25 protein-coding genes and 1 pseudogene are annotated in these 23,810 nt (G+C 68.4%); 13 read left to right on the plus strand and 13 right to left on the minus strand.

Annotation, left to right across the window (positions count from 1 at the left end; translation table 11 throughout):
* Positions 1 to 242: 242 nt before the first annotated feature.
* From AC07YH_RS17725 to fliL, 5 genes are read right to left on the minus strand one after another with little or no spacing between them, the layout of a single operon-like run.
* A complete protein-coding gene (locus AC07YH_RS17725) occupies positions 243 to 3,116 on the minus strand; it encodes a tetratricopeptide repeat protein (protein WP_494748276.1) in 2,874 nt (957 codons plus the stop codon).
* Positions 3,117 to 3,125: 9 nt separating this feature from the next.
* A complete protein-coding gene (locus AC07YH_RS17730) occupies positions 3,126 to 3,962 on the minus strand; it encodes a MotE family protein (RefSeq protein WP_494748277.1) in 837 nt (278 codons plus the stop codon).
* On the minus strand, positions 3,959 to 4,570 hold the full coding sequence (locus AC07YH_RS17735; RefSeq protein WP_494748278.1) for a DUF6468 domain-containing protein: 612 nt from the start codon (positions 4,568 to 4,570) through the stop codon (positions 3,959 to 3,961). The genes AC07YH_RS17730 and AC07YH_RS17735 overlap by 4 nt, the downstream gene beginning before the upstream one ends.
* On the minus strand, positions 4,567 to 5,712 hold the full coding sequence (gene fliM / locus AC07YH_RS17740; protein ID WP_494748279.1) for a flagellar motor switch protein FliM: 1,146 nt from the start codon (positions 5,710 to 5,712) through the stop codon (positions 4,567 to 4,569). Before fliM ends, AC07YH_RS17735 begins: the two co-directional genes overlap by 4 nt.
* Before the next feature lie 26 nt (positions 5,713 to 5,738).
* The gene (gene fliL / locus AC07YH_RS17745; protein ID WP_494748280.1) at positions 5,739 to 6,362 is read right to left on the minus strand and encodes a flagellar basal body-associated protein FliL; all 624 of its coding nucleotides are present in this window, start codon (positions 6,360 to 6,362) and stop codon (positions 5,739 to 5,741) included.
* Between the two features lie 226 nt (positions 6,363 to 6,588).
* On the opposite strand from fliL, the gene flgF reads away from it, so the two are divergent.
* The 5 genes from flgF to AC07YH_RS17770 all read left to right on the plus strand — a co-directional run bounded on the left by flgF (position 6,589) and on the right by AC07YH_RS17770 (position 10,269).
* Positions 6,589 to 7,326, plus strand: a complete 738-nt coding sequence (flgF, locus tag AC07YH_RS17750; RefSeq protein WP_494748281.1) for a flagellar basal-body rod protein FlgF — start codon at positions 6,589 to 6,591, stop codon at positions 7,324 to 7,326.
* A gap of 12 nt (positions 7,327 to 7,338) precedes the next feature.
* Positions 7,339 to 8,127, plus strand: a complete 789-nt coding sequence (flgG, locus tag AC07YH_RS17755) for a flagellar basal-body rod protein FlgG (RefSeq protein WP_494748282.1) — start codon at positions 7,339 to 7,341, stop codon at positions 8,125 to 8,127.
* A gap of 4 nt (positions 8,128 to 8,131) precedes the next feature.
* The gene (gene flgA / locus AC07YH_RS17760; RefSeq protein WP_494748283.1) at positions 8,132 to 8,923 is read left to right on the plus strand and encodes a flagellar basal body P-ring formation chaperone FlgA; all 792 of its coding nucleotides are present in this window, start codon (positions 8,132 to 8,134) and stop codon (positions 8,921 to 8,923) included.
* Between the two features lie 15 nt (positions 8,924 to 8,938).
* Positions 8,939 to 9,673 (plus strand): flagellar basal body L-ring protein FlgH, encoded by a 735-nt coding sequence (flgH, locus tag AC07YH_RS17765; protein ID WP_494748284.1) that lies wholly within the window; start codon positions 8,939 to 8,941, stop codon positions 9,671 to 9,673.
* Between the two features lie 128 nt (positions 9,674 to 9,801).
* Complete coding sequence (locus AC07YH_RS17770; protein ID WP_494748285.1) at positions 9,802 to 10,269, plus strand: hypothetical protein; 468 nt, start codon at positions 9,802 to 9,804, stop codon at positions 10,267 to 10,269.
* Positions 10,270 to 10,396: 127 nt separating this feature from the next.
* Here the strand turns inward: AC07YH_RS17770 and dxs are convergent, their stop codons facing one another.
* The 6 genes from dxs to AC07YH_RS17800 form a co-directional block, all read right to left on the minus strand.
* Positions 10,397 to 12,319, minus strand: a complete 1,923-nt coding sequence (gene dxs, locus AC07YH_RS17775; RefSeq protein ID WP_494748286.1) for a 1-deoxy-D-xylulose-5-phosphate synthase — start codon at positions 12,317 to 12,319, stop codon at positions 10,397 to 10,399.
* A gap of 17 nt (positions 12,320 to 12,336) precedes the next feature.
* Positions 12,337 to 13,239 (minus strand): polyprenyl synthetase family protein, encoded by a 903-nt coding sequence (locus tag AC07YH_RS17780; RefSeq protein ID WP_494748287.1) that lies wholly within the window; start codon positions 13,237 to 13,239, stop codon positions 12,337 to 12,339.
* Entirely contained in the window at positions 13,239 to 13,505 is a 267-nt protein-coding gene (locus AC07YH_RS17785) for an exodeoxyribonuclease VII small subunit (protein ID WP_494748288.1), read from the minus strand. Before AC07YH_RS17785 ends, AC07YH_RS17780 begins: the two co-directional genes overlap by 1 nt.
* A gap of 97 nt (positions 13,506 to 13,602) precedes the next feature.
* Positions 13,603 to 14,217 (minus strand): histidine phosphatase family protein, encoded by a 615-nt coding sequence (locus AC07YH_RS17790; RefSeq protein WP_494748302.1) that lies wholly within the window; start codon positions 14,215 to 14,217, stop codon positions 13,603 to 13,605.
* 40 nt (positions 14,218 to 14,257) lie between these two features.
* Positions 14,258 to 15,178, minus strand: coding sequence for a histone deacetylase family protein (locus AC07YH_RS17795; RefSeq protein WP_494748289.1), 921 nt, complete (start codon positions 15,176 to 15,178; stop codon positions 14,258 to 14,260).
* 2 nt (positions 15,179 to 15,180) lie between these two features.
* Positions 15,181 to 15,522: a winged helix-turn-helix transcriptional regulator gene (locus AC07YH_RS17800; protein WP_494748290.1), complete on the minus strand. Its 342-nt coding sequence runs from the start codon at positions 15,520 to 15,522 to the stop codon at positions 15,181 to 15,183.
* 107 nt (positions 15,523 to 15,629) lie between these two features.
* Here AC07YH_RS17800 and AC07YH_RS17805 point away from each other — a divergent pair, with 107 nt between their 5' ends.
* The 3 genes from AC07YH_RS17805 to AC07YH_RS17815 all read left to right on the plus strand — a co-directional run bounded on the left by AC07YH_RS17805 (position 15,630) and on the right by AC07YH_RS17815 (position 18,591).
* The gene (locus AC07YH_RS17805) at positions 15,630 to 16,631 is read left to right on the plus strand and encodes a zinc-binding alcohol dehydrogenase family protein (RefSeq protein WP_494748291.1); all 1,002 of its coding nucleotides are present in this window, start codon (positions 15,630 to 15,632) and stop codon (positions 16,629 to 16,631) included.
* 51 nt (positions 16,632 to 16,682) lie between these two features.
* Positions 16,683 to 17,198 (plus strand): GNAT family N-acetyltransferase, encoded by a 516-nt coding sequence (locus tag AC07YH_RS17810; protein ID WP_494748292.1) that lies wholly within the window; start codon positions 16,683 to 16,685, stop codon positions 17,196 to 17,198.
* Between the two features lie 214 nt (positions 17,199 to 17,412).
* Positions 17,413 to 18,591, plus strand: a complete 1,179-nt coding sequence (locus AC07YH_RS17815; protein WP_494748293.1) for a vWA domain-containing protein — start codon at positions 17,413 to 17,415, stop codon at positions 18,589 to 18,591.
* Here AC07YH_RS17815 and AC07YH_RS17820 read toward each other — a convergent pair.
* Positions 18,588 to 19,982 carry a calcium-binding protein gene (locus tag AC07YH_RS17820; RefSeq protein ID WP_494748294.1) on the minus strand — a complete coding sequence of 465 codons (1,395 nt, stop codon included), beginning with the start codon at positions 19,980 to 19,982 and terminating at the stop codon, positions 18,588 to 18,590. The genes AC07YH_RS17815 and AC07YH_RS17820 overlap by 4 nt on opposite strands.
* Before the next feature lie 14 nt (positions 19,983 to 19,996).
* Positions 19,997 to 20,344, minus strand: coding sequence for a helix-turn-helix domain-containing protein (locus AC07YH_RS17825; RefSeq protein WP_494748295.1), 348 nt, complete (start codon positions 20,342 to 20,344; stop codon positions 19,997 to 19,999).
* A 156-nt stretch (positions 20,345 to 20,500) separates the two neighbouring features.
* Between AC07YH_RS17825 and AC07YH_RS17830 the strand changes: the two genes are divergently transcribed.
* The 5 genes and pseudogenes from AC07YH_RS17830 to AC07YH_RS17850 all read left to right on the plus strand — a co-directional run.
* Positions 20,501 to 21,457 (plus strand): glycosyltransferase family 2 protein, encoded by a 957-nt coding sequence (locus AC07YH_RS17830; RefSeq protein ID WP_494748296.1) that lies wholly within the window; start codon positions 20,501 to 20,503, stop codon positions 21,455 to 21,457.
* A gap of 121 nt (positions 21,458 to 21,578) precedes the next feature.
* Entirely contained in the window at positions 21,579 to 22,247 is a 669-nt protein-coding gene (locus AC07YH_RS17835; RefSeq protein WP_494748297.1) for a TetR/AcrR family transcriptional regulator, read from the plus strand.
* Positions 22,248 to 22,292: 45 nt separating this feature from the next.
* Entirely contained in the window at positions 22,293 to 23,168 is an 876-nt protein-coding gene (locus AC07YH_RS17840) for a transglutaminase family protein (protein WP_494748298.1), read from the plus strand.
* 31 nt (positions 23,169 to 23,199) lie between these two features.
* A complete protein-coding gene (locus AC07YH_RS17845; protein ID WP_494748299.1) occupies positions 23,200 to 23,346 on the plus strand; it encodes a hypothetical protein in 147 nt (48 codons plus the stop codon).
* A gap of 153 nt (positions 23,347 to 23,499) precedes the next feature.
* Positions 23,500 to 23,810 (plus strand): annotated as a pseudogene (locus AC07YH_RS17850) (hypothetical protein); the annotation flags it as partial.

Raw genomic sequence — 23,810 nt, forward strand, 5'->3', positions numbered from 1 at the left:
GTCCACCCTATGACAACGTTGTCATGACATGCCTGCGCCGTAAAGGCAAGCGGTCGCCAACCGCCAGCCCCTGTGGGCCCCAATGGCCTCCGGCTGGCGGGCCCTGATTAGGCTAAACGTCCGGAGGCCGCCAGAAGACCAATCCGGTTTTGGCGGGTGAATTTTCGGTGACGTCGCCGCCGACGGAGGCTTGTTCTGCCTCGGTGTTCAGCGGAACGGGCGCTTGAGGGAAAACCCCTGCCCTATTTGCTGGCGCGAGCAGGCGAACCGGCGGGCTGACCGGTGCGGAACTTGTCCTTCATCCGGCCGATCCAGCCGTTGAAGGCCTCGTTGTCGGCGGTGACGCGGCTGAAGTCCGAGGCCGACAGCGATTCGACGTTCATGCCCTGCAGGGCCACGCGCAGACCGTCAGGATTGCCGGCCGAGTCGATGAAGCCCGACCAGCGCGCGCGCAGGCGGGCCAGCGAGGCGTCGTCGTCGGCCAGGCTGTAGGCCACGGCCGAGCGCAGCAGGCGCGCCTCATCGCCCGGCGTCAGCGCGCCCGGGGTCTTGAAGCGGTCGCCCAGCGAGCGTTCGTACAGCGCCCCGGCCGCCGGCCAGGTGTGCTGCTTCCAGGCGATCTCGGCGCGGATCTCCTGGCCGTCGCGGCTGTTGTCCTTGTCGATCAGCTCCAGCGCGTCGTCATAGCGGCCCAGGCCCATCAGGGCGCGGGCGGTGGCCAGGCGGCGCTCGGCGTTCAGGGCCGGCGGCAGGATGGTCGTGCGCGTGTCGTTGATCGCGGCCAGAGCATCCTCCGGCTTCTTGTTCATCAGGTAGATCCAGGCCAGGTCGGTGGCGACCTGGGCCTTGGGCACGCCGTTCAGGCGGTTGTCGACCTGGTACTTCAGAAGCTTGCCAGCGTCGTCCAGCAGGTCGACGTCGACCAGGCGGCGCACCAGGTTGCGGACCATCTGGTCGCCGTCGGCGCCGATCGGGGTCAGGTCCTGGAAGTCGTAGAACAGGCCCACGGCCTGAACCGGCTGCATGCCGTCGGCCAGGCCTTGCAGGAACAGCTGGCGGAAGGTGTTCGAGAGATCGTTCTGCAGCGCCACGGCTTCCGGACGGTCCGGCAACTGACGGCCGGCCGAGCGCAGCACTTCCAGCGCCTCGCGATAACGGCCCTGGTCGATATAGAGCCGGCCCAGCGAGCGGATGACCTCCAGCTCGACGCCGTCGCCGCGCCAGCGATAGCGCAGCTGGTTCAGTGTCTCGGCCGCCTTCGGCGCGGTGATCTGGCCCTTGGCGTAGCCGATCTCGGTGGCGTGCAGCATGGCCGGCGTGGCCAGGCGGTCGTACGGGGCCTTGGCGATGGCCTGGAACATGCGCAGGGCGCGGACCTTCTCGCCCTTTGCCTCGAACGCGCGGGCCTGGGTCAGGCGGATGTCCAGCTGGTCCTCGAGCGGGACCTTGGGGACGGCCAGCGCCTTGGTGATCAATTGCAGCGCGCCGGTCACGTCGCCCGTGCCCAGAGCCGCCTGGGCCTGGGCGTGCAGGAAGCGCGCCTTCCAGGTGGGCGGGAACAGGTCCAGCGCCCGGCCGCCGCCGGTGAACTTGGTGCGGGCGTCGGCCCACTGGCCTTGCTTGGCCGAGATATAGCCGCGCCACAGGGCGCTGGACGGATCGTCGGACAGCACGGGCGAGGAGAAGTCGGCGTCGGCCTCGGTCAGGCGGCCGGCCATCACCTTGGCCACGCCGCGCAAACCTCGGAATTCGGCGTCGCCCAGCAGGGTCTGGTGCTTGCGGCCCGCGGCGTTCAGCACGCCGATGGCCTCGAACGACATCTGCGAGCCGACCAGGAAACGGGCCAGCGACATGCGCGCGGCGCGGTCGCTGTCCTTGCCCTCGCCGTCCGGCGCGGCGGCGACGGCGTTCTGCAGGGCGTTGTAGCGGGTCAGGAAGCCGCCCGAACCGGTCTTGGGCCAGTTGTCGAGATCGATCAGGGCCGGCATCGACATCGGCTGCGGTGCGCCGGCGGCGGCCTCTTCCGGCGGGGTGTTGGCCGAGATCGGCGACAGGATCAGGCCCTTGGGCCGACCGATCCGCAGCAGGTCGCCAGCGGCCTGGACGACCAGGTCGCTGGCATAGGCTTCAGCGGCCAGGCCTTGGGCCGACTGCAGCAGCGCCATCTCGACATATTCGCGGCGCGACGGCAGGCCCTTGGACGGCGCGAGCGCCGGGGCCACGATCATCTTGTCGCCGACGGCCGGGTCGGCGACCCAGACCGGACGGGTCACGCCCGAGACGGCGGCCGACAGGGTGGCGGGATGGACGCTCTCGTCGCGCGCCACCTTGATGACGTCGGGCGTCGCCTGCGAGCCCGGACCCAGGCTGATCTTCCACGACCCGCCCTGCCCTTCGGCCACATAGGGCGTGCCCGACTGGGTGGTGATGCGCAGGGCGGTGTAGTCCAGGCCCTTCAGGGCCTGGACCTTCGAATAGCGGATGCTGGACGACGGCAGCTTGGAGATGTCCAGCCGCGCGGGCGTGTCGAACACGATCCACACCGCTTCGCCGCGCCGGAACACGGCGGCGCCGGCCGGGGCGGCCCAGTCGAACGACAGGCTCACCTGCTGATCTTGGCGCTCGAAGCCGACCTTGACCACGCCGCCGGCGGGCATCGGGTTGGGACGGCCGATCGGGGCGGCCGGCGCGGGCGTCTGGCCAGCGGGCGGCGCGCCCGGACGGGCGAACAGGTTGACGAAGTCGACGCCGTCGGCGTTGCCCAGGCGGGCGTCGGCGTCGTCCGTCAGTGTAATGACGATCTCAAGCGAACCGTTGACGTGGCGGGCCTCCGAGGCCTTCAGCCAGCGCGGCGGCGCGATCTTCAGGGTCGAGAGATCGGGATTGGCGTCGCGGCTGAACCGCAGCACCAGGGTCTGCCCGTCGCGATGGGAAACAAGCTTCGCGCCCGCGCTCCAGTGGAACTCGATGCGCGAGAAGTCCGCCGCCTGCGCCACGCGCACGTCCAGCGCCGCGCGCGCCGCCGGAGGCGGCGGCGCGGCGTAGCCGGACGGCGCCAGCGTCCCCGCGATGACCGCGGCGGCGACGCTGGAGCGCAGGAGCTGACGAAGGGTCATGGGCCTCCCTTAGCCGGCTTTCTTGGGGGCCGACTTGGCCTTCGGGGCGGCGGGATCGGTGGCGCCGGCGAGGCCCGCGTCGGCCTGCTGCTTGTTGGGCGCGGCGCCCGGCGCGGCCGGAGCCGCGGCGTTGTCGGCGATCGCGGCCTTGCCCTTCTCGACGGCCGGGTTGGCCAGACGAGCGGCCAGACGTTCGGTCAGGACCTTGGCGTCGCCCGGGGCCATGTTGGCCAGGATCTGCGACAGGGCCCGTTCCTTCATCTTGGCGGCGATCGGCAGGCGCACGCTGTCGTCCAGCAGGGTGATGCGGGCGGCGGCGTCCTTGGGCTTCATGCCCTGGTAGACGACGACCAGGCGATCGACCTCGGCCTGCTTCTGGGCGTCGACCTGGCCCAGCAGGCCCGAGATGTCGCCCTTCAGGCCGGTCAGGGCCTTCATCTTGGCGTCCAGCTTGGCCTCGGCGGCGGCCAGCAGCTGCAGCTGGACGTCGATGTCCTGCTCGCGCTGGTCCAGCTGGCCGCGACGGGCGCCCAGGCTCTGCAGCACCCGCAGTTCGGCGGGCGACAGGCCGGCTTCCTTGGCGAGCGCATCGGCCGACGGGGCGCAGACCCGAGGCGGCGGCGCGTTGGCGGCGGCCGGCTGGCCGGCGCTCTCGGCCGAAGCAGCTTCTTCGCCGCCTTCAGGCTTGGCGTCCTTGCCCTTGCCGGGCTTGACCACCTCTTCGGCGAAGGCCTTGGCCCCGCCCAGCATGTCGGGCAGCGACTTGGCGCCGGCCAGGGCGTTGATCGCCAGGACGCCGCCGACGGCGACGCCGACCAGGGGGAGGATGCGCGGAACGTTCTTCATCGGCGGGGAGCCCTGGGGTTGGCGGACGGGCCATCGCCCGGTCCGTCGAAGAGATCATCATCGATCCGCGCCCGTGAACGCGGGGTTTCATTGGTCTGGCTAGACGCCATGCCCGGCCGCGAGGCCGGACGGGGAATAGGTTCGCCGCTGCGGACGGCGCGCTCGACGCGGTCTTCGCGGTCCAGCAGGCGTTCGAAGTCGGCGGCCGACAGGCGGCGATCGGTCTGCGGCGCGGCGGCCGGCGGAATCTCGCGGCTCAGGCGCGGCGCGGGACGCTCCGGCGCGGCTTGCGGCGCCGGGGGGGCCTTGCTCGGGGTCGGAGCCGGCAGCGGACGGCTGACCAGATCGCCCAGCTGGGCGGCCAGGGCCTGGGCGCGCTCGATGCGCACCGCCAGGGTCTCGGCGGCTTCGTCGGTCGCGGCGCGCAGATCGGCCAGGCCCTGCTCGGCGCGGGCCGCGGCATGATCCAGGTCCTTCACGGCCTTGGCGAAGCCCTCGTGGCTGTCGCGCAGGGCCTTCAGGCGGCGCTCCAGGCGCCAGCCGAAGACCAGCGCCGCGATCAGCAGCACGGCCAGGAACCCGTTCATGGCGAAGGCGATCAGGCTCATTTCAGCTTCTGCACGGCCTTCTTGGCGGCGGGCGTCAGCGGAGCCTCGGCCCGGATGGCGATCGAGTGATTCCGACGTCCCATGCGGCCCCGCGTCAGCCGGATCGTTCCGGCGCGCAGCTCGACCAGGCTGTCGGGCGTGGCGTTCAGCATCAGCGTGTCGCCCACCTGCATGTTCAGCACGCGCGACAGCGGCACCTGCTGCTCGTCCAGCACGGCGCGAACCTCGGTCTGGGTGGTCCACAGCTCGGTGGCCAAGTGGCCTTCCCAGATGTTGTCGCGGCCGAACTTCTCACCCATGAACTGCTGCAGCAGCATCTTCCGGATGGGTTCCAGCGTGGCGTAGGGCAGCAGCAGCTCGATGCGGCCGCCGCGGTCTTCCATGTCGATGCGCAGCTTGACCAGGATCGCGGCGTTGGCCGGGCGAGCGATGGCGGCGAAGCGCGGGTTGGTCTCCAGGCGATCCAGCGAGAAGTTGACCGGATGCAGCGGCTCAAAGGCGCTCTTCAGATCGTGCAGGACGACCTCGATCATCCGCTGCACCAGCACGCGTTCGATCGTGGTGTAGGGACGACCTTCGATGCGCATCGCGGCCGTGCCGCGACGGCCGCCCAGCAGCACGTCGACGATCGAGTAGATCAGGTTGGAGTCGACCGTCAGCAGGCCGTAGTTGTCCAGCTCCTCGGCCCGGAACACGGCCAGGATGGCCGGCAGCGGGATCGAGTTCAGATAGTCGCCGAAACGGATCGAGCTGATGTTGTCGAGGCTGACCTCGACGTTGTCGGACGTGAAGTTCCGCAAGGACGTCGTCATCAACCGCACCAGGCGGTCGAAGACGATTTCCAGCATCGGCAGGCGCTCGTACGAGACCAGCGCCGAGTTGATGATGGCGCGGATGCCCGTGCGGTCCTCGCCGCCGTCGCCCGACAGATCGAAGCCCAGCAGGCTGTCGATCTCGTCCTGGTTCAGGATGCGCTCGGAGCCGCCTTCGCCGCCGCCGTCGTCCCAGCCGCCCATGCCGCCAGAAAAGTCGCCAAACTCATTGCCGCCGCCACCGCCGGCGTCACCTTCACCGAAGGCGCCGGGCGGGTTCTGCGAGGCCCATTGGGCCATCGCGGCCTGATCGTCGATTTCGTCCGCCATGATCGTTCGCCCAGCCAGCCCGAAGGCTAGTTGACCAGCATCTCCTCGATGAGGACCGCATTCACCTTGGCCGGCGCGGCGACCATGTTGACCCGCCGCAGCAGCTCGTAGCGCAGTTGGTAGGTGCCCTGGCTGCCGTTCAGGTCTTCCGGACGCAGCTCGCGCAGGAAGGCCTGGAACATGTCCTGGAGCCTGGGCAGGTTCGGGGTCAGCTCATCGGCCGTGTCCTGGTCCGGCAGCTCGAAGGTCAGCTTCAGCTTCAGGAAGGTCGACTTGCCGTCGGCGGTCTGCATGTTCACGACGATGTCGGGCAGGGTGTAGAAGACCACGCCGTCGGGGCCTTCCTTGATGACCGGGGCCGCGCCGCCGGCCGCGGCCGCGCCGCCCTCGCCTTCCTTCTTGTCGCCGTGACCGCCCTTCTCTTCCTTCTTTTCCTTTTTCTCTTTCTTTTCCTTGCCGTGCTCGCCGGCTTCGGCGTGCGCGTCCGGCTTGGGCTTCATCAGGAAAAAGGCCGCGGCGCCGCCACCGCCCAGCACGAGGACGCCCGCGGCGATCGCGATGATCAGGATAGGCGGTTTCTTCTTGGCGGGGGCTTCGCCCTCAGCGCCTTCTTCGCCTTCCGGAGCTTCCTTTTCGGGGGCTTTTGCCACGCGCACGGTTCCTTGGAATCTATACCCGTACACATGCGGGCCACATGGTTAACGATGTGTTTTTGAAGCCATTTGGTCGCAGGCTGAATCTGCCCGGCAGACTCCGACCAACACCCTGCCGTTAACCTTCCTATTTGTTGTTTTATAACGCGTTTTTGGACTGGCACGAAGGTTGCTTCTGGGATTGCGGCGCATTTGTCGCGCCAGCCGCCCGAGTTAACTCGCCATGGACAACGCGCTCTACGTCGGCCTCTCGCGTCAGATGACGCTGCGCCGCCAGCTCGACATCGTGGCCAACAACATCGCCAACGCCAACACGACCGGCTTCAAGACCGAGGACCTGATGGTCCGCACGGAACAGGCCAAGCCGGCCAAGACCCTGGACGGCGCCTCGCCGGTGAAGTTCGTGCTGGACGACCGCGTCGCCCGCAACTTCACCCAAGGCGCCATGACCAAGACGGGCGGCGACTTCGACCTCGCCATCGAGGGCAACGGTTTCTTCCACGTCCAGACCGCCGCCGGCGATCGCTACACCCGCGACGGCCGCTTCACGACCAACCCGGAAGGCCAGCTGGTCACCCAGGAAGGCAACCAGGTGCTGGACGACGGCGGCGGCCCGCTGCTGATCGACCCGGTCCTGGGCCCGGTCTCGATCGGCCAGGACGGCACCGTCAGCCAGGGCGCCGTGCGCGTCGGCAAGCTGGGCGTGGTCCGTCCCGACGACCTGTCCTCGCTCGCCAAGGACGGCGACAACCTCTACCGCAACACCAGCAACACCACCCTGGCCGCCGCGCCGGACGCTCGTGTCCATCAGGGCATGCTGGAATCCTCGAACGTCCAACCCGTCGTCGAGATCACCAAGCTGATCGAGATCCAGCGCGCCTACGAGGGCGTCGCCAAGATGATGGACAACACCGCAGAACTTTCGCGCAGCGCCGTCGAGCGTCTGGGCAAGCTGAATTAAGGGGCCTAGCCGATGCAAGCTCTCCGCACCGCCGCTTCGGGCATGTCAGCGCAACAGCTGAACGTCGAAGTCATCTCGCACAACATCGCGAACATGAACACCATTGGCTTCAAGCGCCAACGGGCCGAGTTCCAGGACCTGCTCTACCAGCAGGTGGAGCGCGCGGGTTCGCAGTCGTCCAGCAACGGCAACATCGTCCCGACCGGCGTCCAGGTCGGCGGCGGCGTCAAGGCCGGCTCGGTCTATCGCATCACCGAGCAAGGCACCCCGACCCTGACCGACAACCCGCTGGACGTCGCCATCCAGGGCAAGGGCTACCTGCAGATTCTGCTGCCCTCGGGCGAGACGGCCTATACCCGCGCCGGCAACTTCTCGACCAACGACCAGGGCCAGATCGTCACCGAGGACGGCTACACGGTCCAGCCGGGCATCACCGTCCCGCAGAACACCACCGACATCACGATCAGCAAGACCGGCCTGGTGCAGGTGAAGCTGGACGGCCAGCCGCAGCCGCAGACCATCGGCCAGCTGCAACTGGCGACCTTCATGAACGAAGGCGGCCTGGAACAGATCGGCGACAACCTGCTGCTGGAAACCGCCGCCTCGGGCGCCGCCAACCTCGCCGCCCCCGGCGAGCCGGGCTTCGGCGTGCTGATGCAGCACTACACCGAAGCCTCGAACGTCGACGCGGTGACCGAAATCACCTCGCTGATCACGGCCCAGCGCGCCTACGAGATGAACTCGAAGGTGATCACCACGGCCGACCAGATGCTGCAAGCCACCTCGCAGCTGCGGAGCTAAGCTGATGAAGGCCTTCCTCCTCGCCGCCGCCGCCACCCTGGCGCTGACCATCCTCTCGGCCCCGGCCCACGCCGGCACGCCGGTGACCCTGCGCATGGACACCACCGACGCCGACGGCCGTATCACGCTGGGCGACCTGTTCGACGGCGTCAGCGGTCAGGCCGCCGACATCGTCGTCGCCGCCCGCATGGGCCCGACCGCCGTGCTCGAAGCCGGCCAGGTGCAGGTCTCGGCCCGCCGCGCCGGCTTCGACTGGACCAACACCAACGGCATCCGCCGCATCATCGTCCGCGAAGGCCTGGACAATGGCGGCGTCTCGGCCGGCGCTTCGGGCGCCCGGGCCAGCCTGGCCGGCGCCGCCCGCGCCAATGTGGAAGTTCTTGCCTACGCCCGCAGCCTGATGGCCGGCGAAATCGTCCAGCCCCAAGACCTGATCTACGTGAAAATGGCCGGCGCCCCGATGGACGCCCCCCGCGACGCCGACGCCATTATCGGCCTGGCCGCCAAGCGCCCCCTGCGTGAAGGCGCCGCAGTCCAGAGCCGCGACGTGGGCGCCGCCCAGGTCATCAAGAGCGGCGACATGGTCACCATCAGCTATGACGCGGACGGAATTTCCCTTTCGCTTCAAGGCAAAGCGATGGCGGCCGCCGCCACGGGCGACGTCTTCGCCGTCCAGAACACGCTCTCCAAGAAAGTCATCCAGGCGGTCGCGACCGGTCCTGGCTCCGCAGCGGTCGGTCCGCAGGCCCAGGCCTTGCAAGCTCGTTCGCAACCCGTCCGTTTCGCCGCTCGCTAAGAGGTCAGTCACCCCATGCGTCGCCCCGTCATCATCGCCGCCGCCCTGCTCCTGGCCCCGCTGGCCGCCTGCTCCACCGTCCAGGAGGCCGTGAAGGGCCCGAACCTGGCCCCGGTCGGCTATCCCGCCGAACTGGCCCCGATGCAGCAGCAATATGTCTCGGCCCGTGAGCCCGCCCCGCAGGCGGCTTCGGCCAACTCGCTGTGGCGCGTCGGCGCCCGCGCGTTCTTCAACGACCAGCGCGCCAGCCGCGTCGGCGACATCCTGACCGTCATGATCGACATCGACGACAGCGCCAGCACCAAGAACCAGACCGCCAGCTCGCGCACCTCGAACATGAAGGCCGGCATCCCCAACCTGCTGGGCCTGGAATCGAGCCTGGGCAAGGTGCTGCCGGGCGGCTTCGATCCGGCCAACGCCCTGAACACCAACTCGGCCACCACCAACGCCGGCGCCGGCAGCGTCCAGCGCTCGGAAAAGATCAGCCTGACGATCGCCGCCGTGGTCAGCCAGGTCCTGCCGAACGGTAACATGGTCATCCAGGGCACCCAGGAAGTCCGCACCAACGCCGAGCTGCGCCAGCTGACCGTGGCCGGCATCGTGCGCCCGGAGGACATCTCCTCGGCCAACACCATCAAGCACACCCAGATCGCCGAAGCCCGCATCAGCTACGGCGGCCGTGGCGACATCAGCCGCGTGCAGAAGACCCCGGCCGGCCAGTCGCTGGTCGAGAAGTTCTCGCCGTTCTAAGCGGGAATATCCAAAGCCCAGCTTGGGGCTGCAAGTTCGTCGGGCGCGGTCATCGCAAGGTGGCCGCGCCCGATGCGTTTCAGGAGCCATTCAGCTCCCCGCCGCGTTGATCGGGCGAGGAGACCGTCATGGGACGCCGCATCGCCGCCTTCGCCGCTCTGGGTTTCGCCGCCGCTCTGGCCGGCTGCGCGCACGAGAAGATCGCGGTCGACGGCTATCGCTGGGCCTATCTGGCCGACGGTTCGGAGGCCCCTCGCCTCGCCTATGGCCGGCCCAATACCGACGACGTCGTGCTGATGATCAGCTGCCGGCCCGGCCAGGATCAGGTCGATGTCTCGGCCGTGGGCCTGTCGGGCGGCGAGATCGTCCTGGCCTCGGGTCGCACGGAAAGCCGCTTCGCCGCCGCCAAGGTCGATGACGCCCTGAGCGAAGGCGGTTTCCTGGAAGGCCGCGGCAAGGCCAGCGCCCCCGCGCTGGACGGTTTCAGGCGCTCAGGCGACCTGGCGCTGCTGACCCAGGGCGAACGCCACAGCCTGGCGGCAGAGTCTGCCGACCGGGCTTCCGTCCGTAGTTTCTTCAAGGCCTGCGGCGTCTAACAAAAACCGCTCATCCCCGCGAAAGCGGGGACCCAAGCGGCATTGGCCGGTAGGCACGTCAGCGCAAAATCCACAGATTCAGCTTGGGTCCCCGCTTTCGCGGGGATGAGCGGATATCGGGTTGGGCTTAGGCCCGGCGGCCAGCCCCCGCCGCGCTGACATTGTCCATCCCCAACGCCGACAGCGAGCCACGCAGGATGCCCTCGGCGTCGAGGCCGGCCTGCGCGTACATGAGATCGGGCTTGTCCTGATCCTGGAAGACGTCGGGCAGGCACAGGGTGCGGATCTTCAGACCGCGATCCAGCGCGCCGTGCTGGGCCAGGGCCTGCAGCACGAAGGCGCCGAAGCCGCCCATCGAGCCTTCCTCCACGGTGACGATCGCCTCATGCTCGCGCGCCAGGCGCAGCAGCAGGTCGAGGTCGAGCGGTTTGGCGAAGCGGGCGTCGCAGATCGTGGCCGAGAGGCCGCGAGCGGCCAGCAGATCAGCGGCCTTCAGGCTTTCCGACAGGCGCGTGCCGAACGAGACGATGGCGACGCTGGTCCCTTCGCGGACGATGCGGCCCTTGCCGATCTCCAGCGGCTCGGCGATCGCCGGCATCTCCAGGCCCAGGCCCTCGCCGCGCGGATAGCGGAACGCCGAGGGACGGTCGTCGATCTCGGCGGCGGTGGCGACCATGCGGGCCAGCTCCACCTCGTCGGCGGCGGCCATCAGCACCATGCCGGGCAGAGCGCCCATGAAGCCGATGTCGAAGCTGCCGGCGTGGGTCGGGCCGTCGGCCCCCACCAGGCCGGCGCGGTCCATGGCGAAGCGCACCGGCAGGCCCTGGATGGCCACGTCGTGCACCACCTGGTCGTAGCCGCGCTGCAGGAAGGTCGAATAGATCGCCGTGAACGGCTTCATGCCGTCGGCGGCCAGGCCCGCGGCGAAGGTCACCGCGTGCTGCTCGGCGATGCCGACGTCGAAGGTGCGGTCGGGATAGGCCTTCTGGAACAGGTCCAGGCCCGTGCCCGAGGGCATGGCGGCGGTGATGGCGACGATCTTGTCGTCCTTTTCCGCCTGCTTGATCAGTTCCTGGGCGAAGACCTTGGTGTAGCTGGGCGGGCCGGCCGCCGCCTTCTGCTGCTGGCCGGTGACCACGTCGAACTTGGCCACGGCGTGCAGCTTGTCGGCCGCGCCCTCGGCCGGGGCGTAGCCCTTGCCCTTCTGGGTGACGCAGTGGACCAGCACCGGCTTCTCGCCGAAGGCCTTGGCGTTCTTCAGCACGCTGACCAGGGCGTCCATGTCGTGGCCGTCGATCGGGCCGACATAGTGGAAGCCCAGCTCCTCGAAGAAGGTGCCGCCGGTGACCATGCCCCGGGCATATTCTTCCGCCTTGCGGGCGGCTTCGCGCATCGGGGTCGGCAGCTTCTCGACCACCGTCTTGCCCAGCTTGCGCACCGAACGGTAGGCGCCGCCCGACACGAGGTTGGCCAGATAGGCGCTCATGCCGCCCACCGGCGGGGCGATCGACATGTCGTTGTCGTTGAGGATGACGATCAGGCGCTTGGTCGTGTCGGTCGCCGCGTTCATCGCCTCATAGGCCATGCCCGCGCCCAGCGAGCCGTCGCCGATCACGGCGATGACGCTGTTGTCTTCACCCTTGGCGTCGCGCGCGGCGCAGAAACCCAGGGCCGCCGAGATCGAGGTGGCCGCGTGGGCCGCGCCGAACGGGTCGTATTCGCTCTCGGCCCGCTTGGTGAAGCCCGACAGGCCCCCGCCCTGGCGCAGCGTCTTGATGCGGTCGCGGCGGCCGGTGAGGATCTTGTGCGGATAGGCCTGGTGGCCGACGTCCCAGATGACGATGTCCTTGGGGGTGTCGAACACGTGGTGCAGCGCCACGGTCATCTCGACCACGCCCAGGCCCGCGCCCAGGTGGCCGCCCGTCACCGACACGGCGTCGATCATCTCGGCCCGGACTTCGGCGGCAAGCTGTTTGAGGTCCGGTACCGACAGGCCCCGCGTGTCGGCGGGCGAGGCGATGGTGTCGAGCAGTGGCGTTTTGGAAGTCATGTTCGAAGAAAGCGCGGTCAGTTGCGACGGTCCAGCACGAAATCAACGCTTTCGCGCAGATGTTCGGCTCGCTCGCCAAAGATTTCGAGATGGGAGCGGGTCTGGTCGGCAAGAAGCGCCACGCGCTCTTTCGCCGCGTCCAGCCCCAGCAGGGTGACGTAGTTGGCCTTGCCCATGGCGGCGTCCTTGCCGCCCGTGGCCTTGCCCATGGTCTTCGGATCGCCCTCGGCGTCCAGGATGTCATCAACGATCTGGTAGGCCAGGCCCAGGTCCTGGGCGAAGGCCATAAGCGCGGCGCGTTCGCCTTCCTTGGCGCGGGCGATGATCAGCGGGATTTCGAAGGCGAAGGCGATCAGCGCCCCGGTCTTCAGGCGCTGCATCCGGGCCACCGCGCCCAGGTCGTCGCGAACCCCAAGAATGTCGATCATCTGGCCGCCGGCCATGCCCTTGGCGCCCGAGGCGATCGCCAGCTTCCGCACCAGCTCCGAACGAACATGGCCGTCGTCGTGGGTGTCGGGATGGGCCATGATCTCGAACGCCGCCGTCTGCAGGGCGTCGCCCGCGAGGATGGCGGTAGCTTCGTCATATTGCTTGTGCACGGTCGGACGGCCGCGGCGGACGTCATCATTGTCCATGGCCGGCAGGTCGTCATGGACCAGGCTGTAGGCGTGGATGCATTCCAACGCGCAGGCCGCGCGCAGCACCGGCCGCTCGGGCAGGTCGAACATCTTGCCGGTTTCCAGCGCGAAGAACGGGCGCAGGCGCTTGCCCGGACCCAGGGCCGCGTAGCGCATCGCCTCGGTCAGGCGGGTCTCCGGGCCGTCGGCGCGCGGCAGCAGCTCGTCCAGCGCCACGGTGACGATGTCGGCGGCCTGGACGATCCGCTTCTCAAGATCACTTGCCGGACGCGAGGCCGCCATCAGTTGAACTCGGCCGCTTCGGCGGAGATAGCTCCACCTTGGGCCCCACCCTGGCCGAGAACGATCTTCTCGACCTTCAGGCGCGCGGCCTCCAGCTTCTTCTCGCAGTGGGCCTTCAGGGCCGCGCCGCGCTCATAGATGTCGATCGAGCGTTCCAGCGGGGCCTGACCCGATTCCAGCTCGGCCACGATCCGTTCCAGCTGCGCCAGGGCTTCCTCGAAGCTCAGGGCGGAGATGTCGGCGGAGGGGGCGGCGGCGTCGGTCATTTCAACTCTCAGGAGAACAGCGCTCAGCCTAGTAGCGACAGGCGGCGCGGACAACGGCCTAGAGCCAAGGCGTGGTTAAGGGAAGAGGGTTTTGGGCTTAAGCGCGGCGGAAGCGCTTGATGCTCCAGTAGGCGTGACCCTCATCCACCAGTTTCGTCAGCCCACGCGCCTTCAGCGCGTCGGCGATCATCCAGTTGAAGAAGCCGTGGGCCACGACCAGCACGTCCTGGCCCTGGTCGGCCAGCGCGACCAGCTGGTCGGCGGCCTTGCCGGAGCGGAGCTCGGCTTCCGCGCGGGTCTCCTGGCCGCCGTGGTTGTTGAAGAACCACCACCAGAAGCGGGCGAAGAAGCCCAGGCGCTTGGGCGACATCCGCAGCCACAGCGGCCACGGCGGCGGCGGCAGCGGGGCCTCGATGAAGGTCTCGTCGGTGGTGAAGGCGCGGCCGGCGACCACCGCATTGGCGGTCTCGATGGCGCGGCGGCGGGTCGAGACGATGATCACGTCGACGTCGCGGGCGATCTGGATCAGCTGGTCCGGGGGAGTCTGGCCGTCCTTCAGACCGCCGATCTCGTAGCGCGCCCACCAGTCGCCATATTCAGGCGCGTTGAGCTTGACCTTGCGCGACAGGGCGGGTTCGCCGTGGCGGGCCAGGGTGATGGTCCCCGATTTCACGGGCGAGGACATTTGGTCGGCGGTGGTGACGTCGGCCATGTTGAAGAGAAGTCGGTGGGCCAAAAGCCGTTCCGTCCCCTCACCCCTCCTGAAGAGCGCGCACATGCGCGGCGGCGGAACGCCCCAGCGCCTGCAGGTCGTAACCGCCCTCGAGCGAGGACACAACCCGGCCCTTGGCCCGGGCGTTGGCCACCGAGACGATCGCCCGGGTCGCCCAGGCGAAGTCATCCTCGTCCAGGCTTTGCGCCGACAGGGGATCGCGGACATGGGCGTCGAAGCCGGCCGACACGATCAGCAGCTCGGGCGCGAAGGCGTCGACCTTGTCCATCAGCCCTTCGAATCGCGATCGCCAGGTCTCGCGGGCCGCGTGCGGAGCCACGGTGGCGTTGGCGATGTTGCCCAGGCCGGTCTCGGACGGATCGCCGGTGCCGGGATAGAGCGGCGACTGGTGGATCGAGGCGAAGAACACCGTCGGGTCGTGCTCGAACACGGCCTGGGTGCCGTTGCCGTGGTGGACGTCGAAATCGACAATCGCCACCCGCTTCAGCCCCGCCGCCTGGGCGGCCCGCGCCGCCACGGCGACGCTGGAGAACACGCAGAAGCCCATGGCCACGCCCGGCTCGGCGTGATGGCCGGGAGGCCGCACGGCGCAGAAGGCCCTGTTGGTCTCGCCCGCCGCGATGGCTCGCACCGCCGCGACGCTGGCCCCGGCCGCGCGCCGGGCCGCGGCCAGGCTGCCGCTGGACATCACCGTGTCGGGATCCAGCGCCAGCCGGCCCGACTTCGGCGCGGCCGCGAACACGGCGTCGACAAAGGCCTTGGGATGCACCCGCAGCAGGTCCTCGACCTCGACCAGCGGCGCATCCAGCGCCTCCAGCTGCAGATTGGGATCGTCATTCAGGGCGTCGATCACGGCCTGCAAGCGCTCTGGGCTCTCCACGTGGCCGTGACCAGGCTGGTGGTCGAGCATGTCGGGGTGGGTGTAGAGCGCCAGGGTCATGGTCAGGCCGCTTTCGCTGTCCGGGCGATCCGCGCCTCGCCCCAGGCGGCCAGGGCGGCGATCACCGGCTCCAGGCTGCGGCCCTCGGCCGAGAGGCTGTACTCCACCTTCGGCGGCACCTGGGCGTAGACGACCCGATCGACCAGACCCGCCTCTTCCAGTTCGCGCAGCTGCTTGGTCAGCATCCGCTGGGTGATCCCCGGCAAGCGTCGGCCCAGCGCGTTGAAGCGCAGCGTCCCGTCGCGCAGGTGATAGAGGATGACGCCCTTCCACTTGCCGTCGATCAGATCGAGCGTCGCCTCGACCGGGCAACCCTCGGCGCAGCTGTAGTCACGGAACTTCACCACGGTATCCTTTTGGGTACTACGTACAGCTTTTTACCGTACTTGCGACCTACGGAGGTTAGCGCGATCTGGGGGGCGAGGCCAACGAAGCCAACCGGAGACCCGCCATGAAGGCCATAGGCTACCACGTCCCCTCCCCGATCGAGGCGCCCCAGGCGCTCGTCGACCTGGAGCTTCCCACACCCGTCCCGACGGGTCGCGACCTGCTGGTCTCGGTCAAGGCGGTGTCGGTCAATCCGGTCGACACCAAGATCCGCAAGAGCCGTAAGCCTGCCGAGGGCCAAGCCGAGGTGCTGGGCTGGGACGCCGCCGGCGTCGTGGAGGCCGTCGGGCCGGACGTGACGTTCTTCAAGGTCGGCGACACAGTCTGGTACGCCGGCGCCATCGACCGGCCGGGCTCGAACGCCGAGTTCCACCTCGTCGATGAGCGTATCGTCGGCAAGAAGCCCGCCAGCCTGTCCTTCGCCCAGGCCGCCGCCCTGCCCCTGACCGCCATCACCGCCTGGGAGCTGCTGTTCGACCGCCTGGGCGCGACCAAGGACAGCACGGGCGCCCTGCTGATCGTCGGCGCGGCCGGCGGCGTCGGCTCGATCCTAGTGCAACTGGCCCGCAAGCTGACCGGCTTGACCGTGATCGGCACCGCCTCGCGGCCCGAGACTCGCGACTGGGTGCTGGAGCTGGGCGCGCACCACGTGGTCGATCACAGCGGCGACCTCGTGGCCCAGGTGAAGGCGCTGGGCGTTCCGGTCGGCCTGATCGCCGGCCTGACCAACACCGACGACCACTTCCCGGCCCTGGTCGAGATCCTGGCGCCGCAAGGCCGCATCGGGGTGATCGACGATCCGCCGGCGCTGGACGTCAATCCGCTCAAGCGCAAGGCCGCCTCGCTGCACTGGGAGCTGATGTTCACCCGCTCGCTGTTCCAGACCGACGACATGATCGAGCAGCACCGCCTGCTGGACGCCGTGGCCGACCTGGTCGACGCCGGCGACCTGCGGACCACGCTGTCGGAGGTGCTGACGCCCATCAACGCCGCCAATCTGATCCAGGCCCACGCGGCGATCGAAAGCGGCCGCACGCGCGGCAAGATCGTCCTGGAAGGCTTCTGATTGGAGGCTCCAGATTGAAGGAAGGGGTCATGGCGGCTACTCAAGCTCGCCATGACCCACTCCATCCGCCGCGCCACGATCGAAGACGCCGACACCGTGTCCAGCCTGGGCGCGCGGACCTTCACGGAAACCTTTGCCTACCTCTATCCGCCCGAGGACCTGGAGACCTTCCTGGCCTATGCCTACGGGCTGGAGCGGACGCGGAACGACCTGGCGCATCCGGACAAGGCCACCTGGATCCTGGAGGACGAGGACGGCGAGGCCATCGGCTACGCCCTGGCCGGGCCGTGCGACCTGCCGCATGAGGATGTCGCGCCTGAGCATGGCGAGTTGAAGCGCGTCTACGTCCTCAAGAGCCATCAAGGCGGCGGACGAGGTTCGGCGCTGCTCAACACCGCGCTGGACTGGCTGGAGAAGGACGGCCCGCGCCCGCTCTGGATCGGCGTGTGGTCCGAGAACTTCGGGGCGCAGAAGCTTTACGGCCGGCTGGGGTTTGAGAAGGTCGGCGAATACTTCTTCAAGGTCGGCGAGACGAACGACCTGGAGTTCATCCTGCGGCGGGGCTAGCCCCCTCCACCGGCGTTCGCCGGTCCCCCTCCCCCAAAAGGGGGAGGAGAGAGAACCATGCCCCGCGCAGCACGGGCAGCGTCTCGCTCTCCGCCCCGCTTGGGGGCGGACAGACCTGCGTCAGCAGGTCAGGTGGGGGCCTGTGCTGAGCCGCCCATTGCGTCCCGTTTGAGAACCCTCCATTCTCCCGAACATCTGTTCGAAAGCCGCGCCGATGTTCCTTCGCTTCTTCTCCGAGCTCCGCCAGGCCAAGGTACCGGTGAGCCTGCGTGAATACCTCCTGCTGATGGAGGCCCTCGACAAGGACGTCATCGACCGCACGGTCGAGGACTTCTACTTCCTGTCGCGCGCCAGCCTGGTGAAGGACGAGAAGAACCTCGACAAGTTCGACCGCGTGTTCGGCCACGTCTTCAAGGGGCTGGAGACGGTCAACGAGGGCCTCGCCGCCGACATCCCGGAAGAGTGGCTCAAAGCCCTGACCGAGCGGTTCCTGACCGACGAGGAAAAGGCGCAGATCGAGGCCATGGGCGGCTTCGAGAAGCTGATGGAGACGCTTCAAGAGCGCCTGCGCGAGCAGAAGAAGCGCCACGAGGGCGGCAACAAGATGATCGGCTCGGGCGGCACCAGCCCGTTCGGCAACAACGGCTACAATCCCGAAGGCGTGCGCATAGGCCAGGACAAGAGCCGCCATGGCCGCGCGGTGAAGGTCTGGGACAAGCGCGAGTACAAGAACCTCGACGACTCGGTCGAGCTGGGCACCCGCAACATCAAGGTCGCCCTACGCCGCCTCCGCAAGTTCGCCCGCACCGGCGCGGCCGACGAGCTGGATCTGAACGGCACGATCAAGGGCACGGCCGAGAAGGGCTATCTGGACATCCAGCTGCGCCCCGAGCGCCGCAACGCCATCAAGGTGCTGATCTTCTTCGACATCGGCGGCTCGATGGACGGCCACATCAAGCTCTGCGAGGAGCTGTTTTCCGCCGCCAAGACCGAGTTCAAGCACCTGGAATTCTACTACTTCCACAACTGCCTCTACGAGACGGTCTGGAAGGACAACAAGCGCCGGCAGACCGAGAAGATTCCGACCTTCGACGTGCTTCACAAGTTCCCGGCCGACTACAAGGTGATCTTCGTCGGCGACGCGACCATGAGCCCGTACGAGATCACCTATCCAGGCGGCAGCGTCGAGCACTGGAACGAGGAGCCGGGCGCCATCTGGATGCAGCGGGTCGTCGATATCTACCAGAGCTGCATCTGGCTGAACCCGACGCCCGAGCGGCACTGGGACTACACCCAGTCGATCGGCGTGATGAAGCAGATCGTCTCCGACCGCATGTTCCCACTGACCATCGATGGCCTGGACAAGGCCATGCGGGAACTGGTCCGGGGCTAGCGGCCGGTCGTCGTGTCGCCGTAGTGGCCGGCGTCCGTGGACGGCTGGCCGACCAGCGGCACCTCGGGCGGCGCGCCGCTGTGGTCGTTGGCGATCATGGTCCCAACCCGGAAGGTCGAGCCATTGGCGCCGCCCAGCAGGATGAACACGTCCTCGCGTCCGTCGCCGTCGATGTCGAAGCCGACGCGGGCCCCGGCCACCGCATGGCTGACGTCCGTCGCCTGCGTCACGGCCGCGTCGTTCAACGCCTCGACCTGGGCCGTCCACACGTTGGCGACCGTCGCGGCGCTGACCACGGTCATGTGGCCGTCGCCCATCACCGCCAGATGGTCGCCCTTGGCGGCCGAATAGTCGAGCACCAGGCCCAGCAGGGCGGCGGCCTTGTCGGTCGGCCGTTCGGCGGAGATCAGGAAGGTGTCGGCGCCCTGCCCGCCCGTGGCGACCACGCGGGCGTTCATGACGATGCGGTCATTGCCCTCACCGCCGTCCAGGTGATCGACCTGGCCCTTCGCGGCGCCCTTGCCGTCGATATAGTCGTCGCCGGCTCCGCCACGGATGATGTCGCCGCCGGACGTGCCGTAGATCACGTCGTTGCCGGCCGTGCCGACGATGACGGTCCTGGCGTCGGCGGCGAAGCCCTGCCCGCCCAGGTTCTCGACCACCGCCTTGTCCTCCGGCGCGGCCGGCGCATGACCGGCGCCAGAGGTCGGAGCCGCCAGCGCGGCCAGATGGGTGATCTTGAAAGCCGGCAGACCCTGGTGGGCCATATCCTGCGTCTGAACCACGATCGAGGCGGCGCCTTCCGGCTTGATCGTCGACTGCGGCGCGACCTCGCCGCCAGCGGCGGCCGCCGGGGCGTGGCCTCGGGTTTGATCGATATCGCCCCCGAGGGCGGCGATCAGCTTGGAGGCCAGGGTGTCGATGGCCGGATCGTCGGCGCGCGGCAGGTTGCCGAAGTTCAACGGCCCCGCGTCGCCCACGCTGACGCCGCGCATCTCCAGATACAGGCCCACGGCGATGACCAGCGACAGGAAGGACTGGGCCTCGCGACTGGACGGATTGAAGGCGACGACCGTGCTGTTCTGTTCGGGAACGCCCGAGGACAGCACCTGGCGCAGCGCGCCCCACAGGCTGCCCACCTGGTGGAACATGTCGATCGCCGCATCGTGGACGACGAACTGGCCATCGATGCGGGCGATGTGGACGACGACATCCTGGTTGGCGTCGGTGACCACGTACCAGGGGTCGCCCGAATCGGTCTGGCCGAAGATCCCGTCGACCTCGCCATAGGCCGTTTCCAGCTGCTGGGTGAGCAGCATCAGCAGGCCCCGCTCGTTGGCGGACCAGTCGCTGGCCGGAGGCCGCGGGCTGAAGGCTAGGATTTCACCCATCGTATCGTCGCTCGTCAGGCCTGGGCCGCTCGATCGGTCACGACGGGCTCGGCCTCTTCGGCGGCGCCGTCGAACAGAAGCCGATACAGCTCAGGTTCGTAATATCGCAGCAAGGTGCGGGCGAATTGGCCCGGTTCAAGCCCCAGGCTCTCGGCCCAGACGGCTTGAGCCTCGATCGGCACGCGACCGAGACCGTTCTCCACCTGGGACACGAAGGTGTAATAGCGCAAGCCGGTCTTCTCGGCCAGTTCCGCTTGAGTCAGGCCCGCCGCCTCACGCGCGGACTTCAGCCAGCGACCCGCTTCGCGTCGCAGGGTCTTGGTGAGGGCCGCCTTGGCGGGATTCATCGCCGTTCTGGACATCGCTAAGCCGCTTCCACGCCCAACACACGGGCGCTCCCTAGTTGTTACACATTGCATAAAAACGCAACAATCGATCGTCGGTCTCGCAAGAGGCCTTGCGGATCATCTTCGACCCACATACAGTTTTTATGCAACTATTTTGAACGAACCGAACGCATGTACGTCTCGATCGACCCCGCTCACTCCCGGAAGGCCGCGCCAGAGGTCCAGCCTCGCCTGTCGCTGATCATGGTCGTCTACATGACCGGTCCGGCGCTGATGGAGAGCGTGCGTCACGCCCTGGCCGAACCGCGGGTCGAGGAATTCATCATCGTCGATAATGGCTCTTCCTTGGCCGACGCGGCCTGGCTGCGCGATCTGTCCCGCCGCGAGCCGCGCGTGCGCCTGCTGCAGGGTCTGGGCAACATCGGCTTCGCCCGCGCCGCCAATCTGGGCGCGGCCACGGCCAAGGGCCAGGAACTGGTCTTCCTCAATCCCGACGCCTTCCTGACCCCCGGCGCGGTGGCGGCCCTGCAAGACGCCGCCCGCGACCGCCCCTCGCCCTGCGTGATCGGGGCCCGGGTGTTCAATACCGACGGAACCGAACAGCGGGGCGCGCGACGCGGCGAGATCACGCCCGTCACGACCCTGCTTACCCTCTCGAAGCTTAGCGCTCATCTGCCCCCGCTGCGCCGCTTCGAGATCCACCGGGAGAGCGAGGCCCCCCCTTCGCACCCGGTGGACACCCCTACGATCTCGGGCGCCTGCTTCTATATGCGGGCGTCCGATTTCCACGCCCTCGGCGGCTTCGACGAGGGCTTCTTCCTGCATGTGGAGGACATCGACCTGTGCTGGCGGGCCCGCAAGCTGGGCGGCAGCGTGCTGTTCCAGCCCAACGCCCGCATCGTCCACGTCGGCTCGACCAGCAAGGAGAACCCGCTGGTCGTCGAGTGGCACAAGGGTCGCGGTCTGGTCCGCTACTTCCTCAAGCGCGCCGACAGCCTGCCGCGCAAGGCCCTGGCCCTGGTGCTGGCGCCGCTGATCCTGGGCGTGGCCGTCGGCCGGCCGCTGCTGCGCCAGCTGCGCCGCGGCCGCATGGGCCGTCCGGTCGAGCGCCTCGCCGCGGCTGGCTGAACCGCAACGCCCGCCAGAAAATGCGGCGAACGGGCTCCATCCGGGTTCGGACGGTGATCTTGACGCTTGCGCCAAATTCGAACGCCCGTAAGACTTCCCCACGGGTAAAGGGGAATACGTAGTGAGTCCGACCACCGACGCCGCCGCCTCCAATGAGGTCGAGGCCGCCGAGACCGAAGCCGCCACCAAGAACCTGGTCTTCGTCGCCGCCGAGCGCCTGTTCGCGCTGCACGGCTTCCAGAACGTCTCCGTGCGCGACATCACCGCCGCCGCCGGCGTGAACCTGGCCTCGGTGAACTACCACTTCGGGTCCAAGGACGCGTTGCTGTTCGAGATCTTCCGTCGCCGCACGGCCGAGCTCAATCGCGAGCGGGCCAAGATGCTGCACGAGGCCAACGACCGTAACGGCGGCGCCCCGCCGGTCCGCGAGATCCTGGCCGCCCTGCTGACCCCGCCCCTGCGCTGGCTGGCGCCCGACCACGAACGCCGCATCTCGCTGCAGTTCCTGATCCGCGCCCGCAGCGAAGGCACCGACGAGATCCGCACCGTGCTGAAGACCGATGTCTCGCACCTTCGCCGCTTCTCCGACGCCCTGCTGAAGGCTCGCCCGGACCTGTCGCCGGAAGACGTCTACTGGCGGCTGCACTTCACCCTGGGCATGCTGCACAACAATCGCTTCGCCGAGTTCGACCGCCTGAACGTGCTGTCGGAAGGCCAGACCAGCGAGTCGGACGTCGTGGCCCTGCTGGAGCGCATGCTGGCCTTCGCCGAAGCCGGGTTCCGAGCCTAGACGACAACCGGAACCTGAGCCGCGCCGGAGCGTTGTCGCTCCGGCATGGGACGGCTGCGGATCCTTCACGAGACCCGGTACTATTATGAACGGCCGGTGCGGTTCGGACCGCAGCGGCTGATGATCCGTCCGCGCGACAGCCACGCCCTGCGCATCGTCGAGGCGTCCTTGCGCCTCTTCCCGCCCGGCGGCACGCGCTGGAGCTATGACGCCAACGGCAACTGCGTCTGCATCTTCGAGCCGACCGGCAAGGCCGACGCCATGCGTGTGGCCAGCGAACTGGTCATCGACCGCTATCCCGCCCCGCTGGTCCCGCAGCGCATCGAGAACCCCGACACCCTGACGCCCATCGTCTATTCCCGCGAGGATCGGATGACGCTGGAGCCGTTCATCGCTCCGGTCACCGACGACCCCGACGCGGTGCTGCTGCGCTGGCTGCGCGGCTTGCAGGCCCATCGCGACGAGCCGGCCCTGGCCTTCCTGCTGCGCATCAACGAGCTGATCCACCACCAGTTCGAGTACTGCAATCGCTATGAGGAAGGCGTCCAGACGCCCGTCGAGACACTGCAGAAGCGCAGCGGCGCCTGCCGCGACCTGGCCTGGCTGATGGTCGAGGGCCTGCGCCGGCTGGGCTACGCGGCCCTGTTCGCCACCGGCTACATCCACTCCCCAGGGACCTCGATCCGCGGGGCCGGCGCCACCCACGCCTGGTGCGAGGTGTTCCTGCCAGACCTGGGCTGGCTGGAGTTCGACCCGACCAACGGCCTGGTCGAATCCCCGGACCTGATCCGCGTCGCCGCCACCCGAACGCCGGCTCAAGCGTTACCCGTCTCGGGCGCGATCATCGGCGACCCCGGCGCGGCGCGTCTTCACGTCTCCGTGGATGTGCGACTTGTCGATTCCAGCAACCCTACAGAGTGATAAGATCAGTATGCGTACGGGAGGAAGAGTGATGACCAGCGGCTTCCAACACCAGGACCCGATGCGGAGCTTCAGCATGCCCAAGGCCGAGCCCAAGGCCCAGCATGGCCAGAAGCCCGACCAGAACTGCCTGAAAATCAAAGAGAAACGAACCTTCGAGCCCAAGCCCGGCCACTGAAGGATCAAGGACCGTGACGGGTGGCGTTCTGCAGTACGCCTGTCGCGCGAGGCGCCTGTACAGACCGTAAAGCTGTCGTTAACTCTGGCGCCAGGGGAATTGGGGAGCACCGCGAGCATGCGACGCGTCGCGCTCGGATGTCTGCTTGTAACGGTGAGCCTCGCGGTCGTCGGCGCCGCGACGGCCCTATCGACGCACGCCCCTGAAGAATTCAACCAGACCCTGACCCTGGCCGGCGGCCCCGACGCGCGCCCTCCGGTCGATGATCCCGACGCGCCGATCGCCACGGCCCGCTATGGCGGTGAGCGTTCCAGGACGCCGGTCGCGCCCATGGCCCCTCCCGTCGCCATCGCCGCCGAGGCCCATGCCGCTCCGGCCGTCGCCACGGTGGCCCTCGCTGGCGGTCTCGACGATACCCACCTGGCCGGCCCGGCTTCGGCCAGGACGACCCCTGCCCCCACGCC

This window comes from Caulobacter sp. GW456-12-1-14-TSB4 (assembly GCF_059424195.1).

Bases quoted from the DNA above. Each gene is read 5' to 3' on its own strand.
- AC07YH_RS17805 (WP_494748291.1), top strand. From the start codon at position 15,630: ATGAAGGCCATAGGCTACCACGTCCCCTCCCCGATCGAGGCGCCCCAG.
- AC07YH_RS17825 (WP_494748295.1), bottom strand. From the start codon at position 20,344: ATGTCCAGAACGGCGATGAATCCCGCCAAGGCGGCCCTCACCAAGACC.
- AC07YH_RS17845 (WP_494748299.1), top strand. From the start codon at position 23,200: ATGACCAGCGGCTTCCAACACCAGGACCCGATGCGGAGCTTCAGCATG.
- flgA (WP_494748283.1), top strand. From the start codon at position 8,132: ATGAAGGCCTTCCTCCTCGCCGCCGCCGCCACCCTGGCGCTGACCATC.
- AC07YH_RS17785 (WP_494748288.1), bottom strand. From the start codon at position 13,505: ATGACCGACGCCGCCGCCCCCTCCGCCGACATCTCCGCCCTGAGCTTC.
- AC07YH_RS17725 (WP_494748276.1), bottom strand. From the start codon at position 3,116: ATGACCCTTCGTCAGCTCCTGCGCTCCAGCGTCGCCGCCGCGGTCATC.
- AC07YH_RS17790 (WP_494748302.1), bottom strand. From the start codon at position 14,217: ATGGCCGACGTCACCACCGCCGACCAAATGTCCTCGCCCGTGAAATCG.
- AC07YH_RS17815 (WP_494748293.1), top strand. From the start codon at position 17,413: ATGTTCCTTCGCTTCTTCTCCGAGCTCCGCCAGGCCAAGGTACCGGTG.
- AC07YH_RS17840 (WP_494748298.1), top strand. From the start codon at position 22,293: ATGGGACGGCTGCGGATCCTTCACGAGACCCGGTACTATTATGAACGG.
- dxs (WP_494748286.1), bottom strand. From the start codon at position 12,319: ATGACTTCCAAAACGCCACTGCTCGACACCATCGCCTCGCCCGCCGAC.
- AC07YH_RS17830 (WP_494748296.1), top strand. From the start codon at position 20,501: ATGTACGTCTCGATCGACCCCGCTCACTCCCGGAAGGCCGCGCCAGAG.
- flgF (WP_494748281.1), top strand. From the start codon at position 6,589: ATGGACAACGCGCTCTACGTCGGCCTCTCGCGTCAGATGACGCTGCGC.
- fliM (WP_494748279.1), bottom strand. From the start codon at position 5,712: ATGGCGGACGAAATCGACGATCAGGCCGCGATGGCCCAATGGGCCTCG.
- flgG (WP_494748282.1), top strand. From the start codon at position 7,339: ATGCAAGCTCTCCGCACCGCCGCTTCGGGCATGTCAGCGCAACAGCTG.
- AC07YH_RS17795 (WP_494748289.1), bottom strand. From the start codon at position 15,178: ATGACCCTGGCGCTCTACACCCACCCCGACATGCTCGACCACCAGCCT.
- AC07YH_RS17730 (WP_494748277.1), bottom strand. From the start codon at position 3,962: ATGAAGAACGTTCCGCGCATCCTCCCCCTGGTCGGCGTCGCCGTCGGC.
- AC07YH_RS17770 (WP_494748285.1), top strand. From the start codon at position 9,802: ATGGGACGCCGCATCGCCGCCTTCGCCGCTCTGGGTTTCGCCGCCGCT.
- AC07YH_RS17820 (WP_494748294.1), bottom strand. From the start codon at position 19,982: ATGGGTGAAATCCTAGCCTTCAGCCCGCGGCCTCCGGCCAGCGACTGG.
- AC07YH_RS17810 (WP_494748292.1), top strand. From the start codon at position 16,683: ATGACCCACTCCATCCGCCGCGCCACGATCGAAGACGCCGACACCGTG.
- AC07YH_RS17780 (WP_494748287.1), bottom strand. From the start codon at position 13,239: ATGGCGGCCTCGCGTCCGGCAAGTGATCTTGAGAAGCGGATCGTCCAG.
- AC07YH_RS17735 (WP_494748278.1), bottom strand. From the start codon at position 4,570: ATGAGCCTGATCGCCTTCGCCATGAACGGGTTCCTGGCCGTGCTGCTG.
- flgH (WP_494748284.1), top strand. From the start codon at position 8,939: ATGCGTCGCCCCGTCATCATCGCCGCCGCCCTGCTCCTGGCCCCGCTG.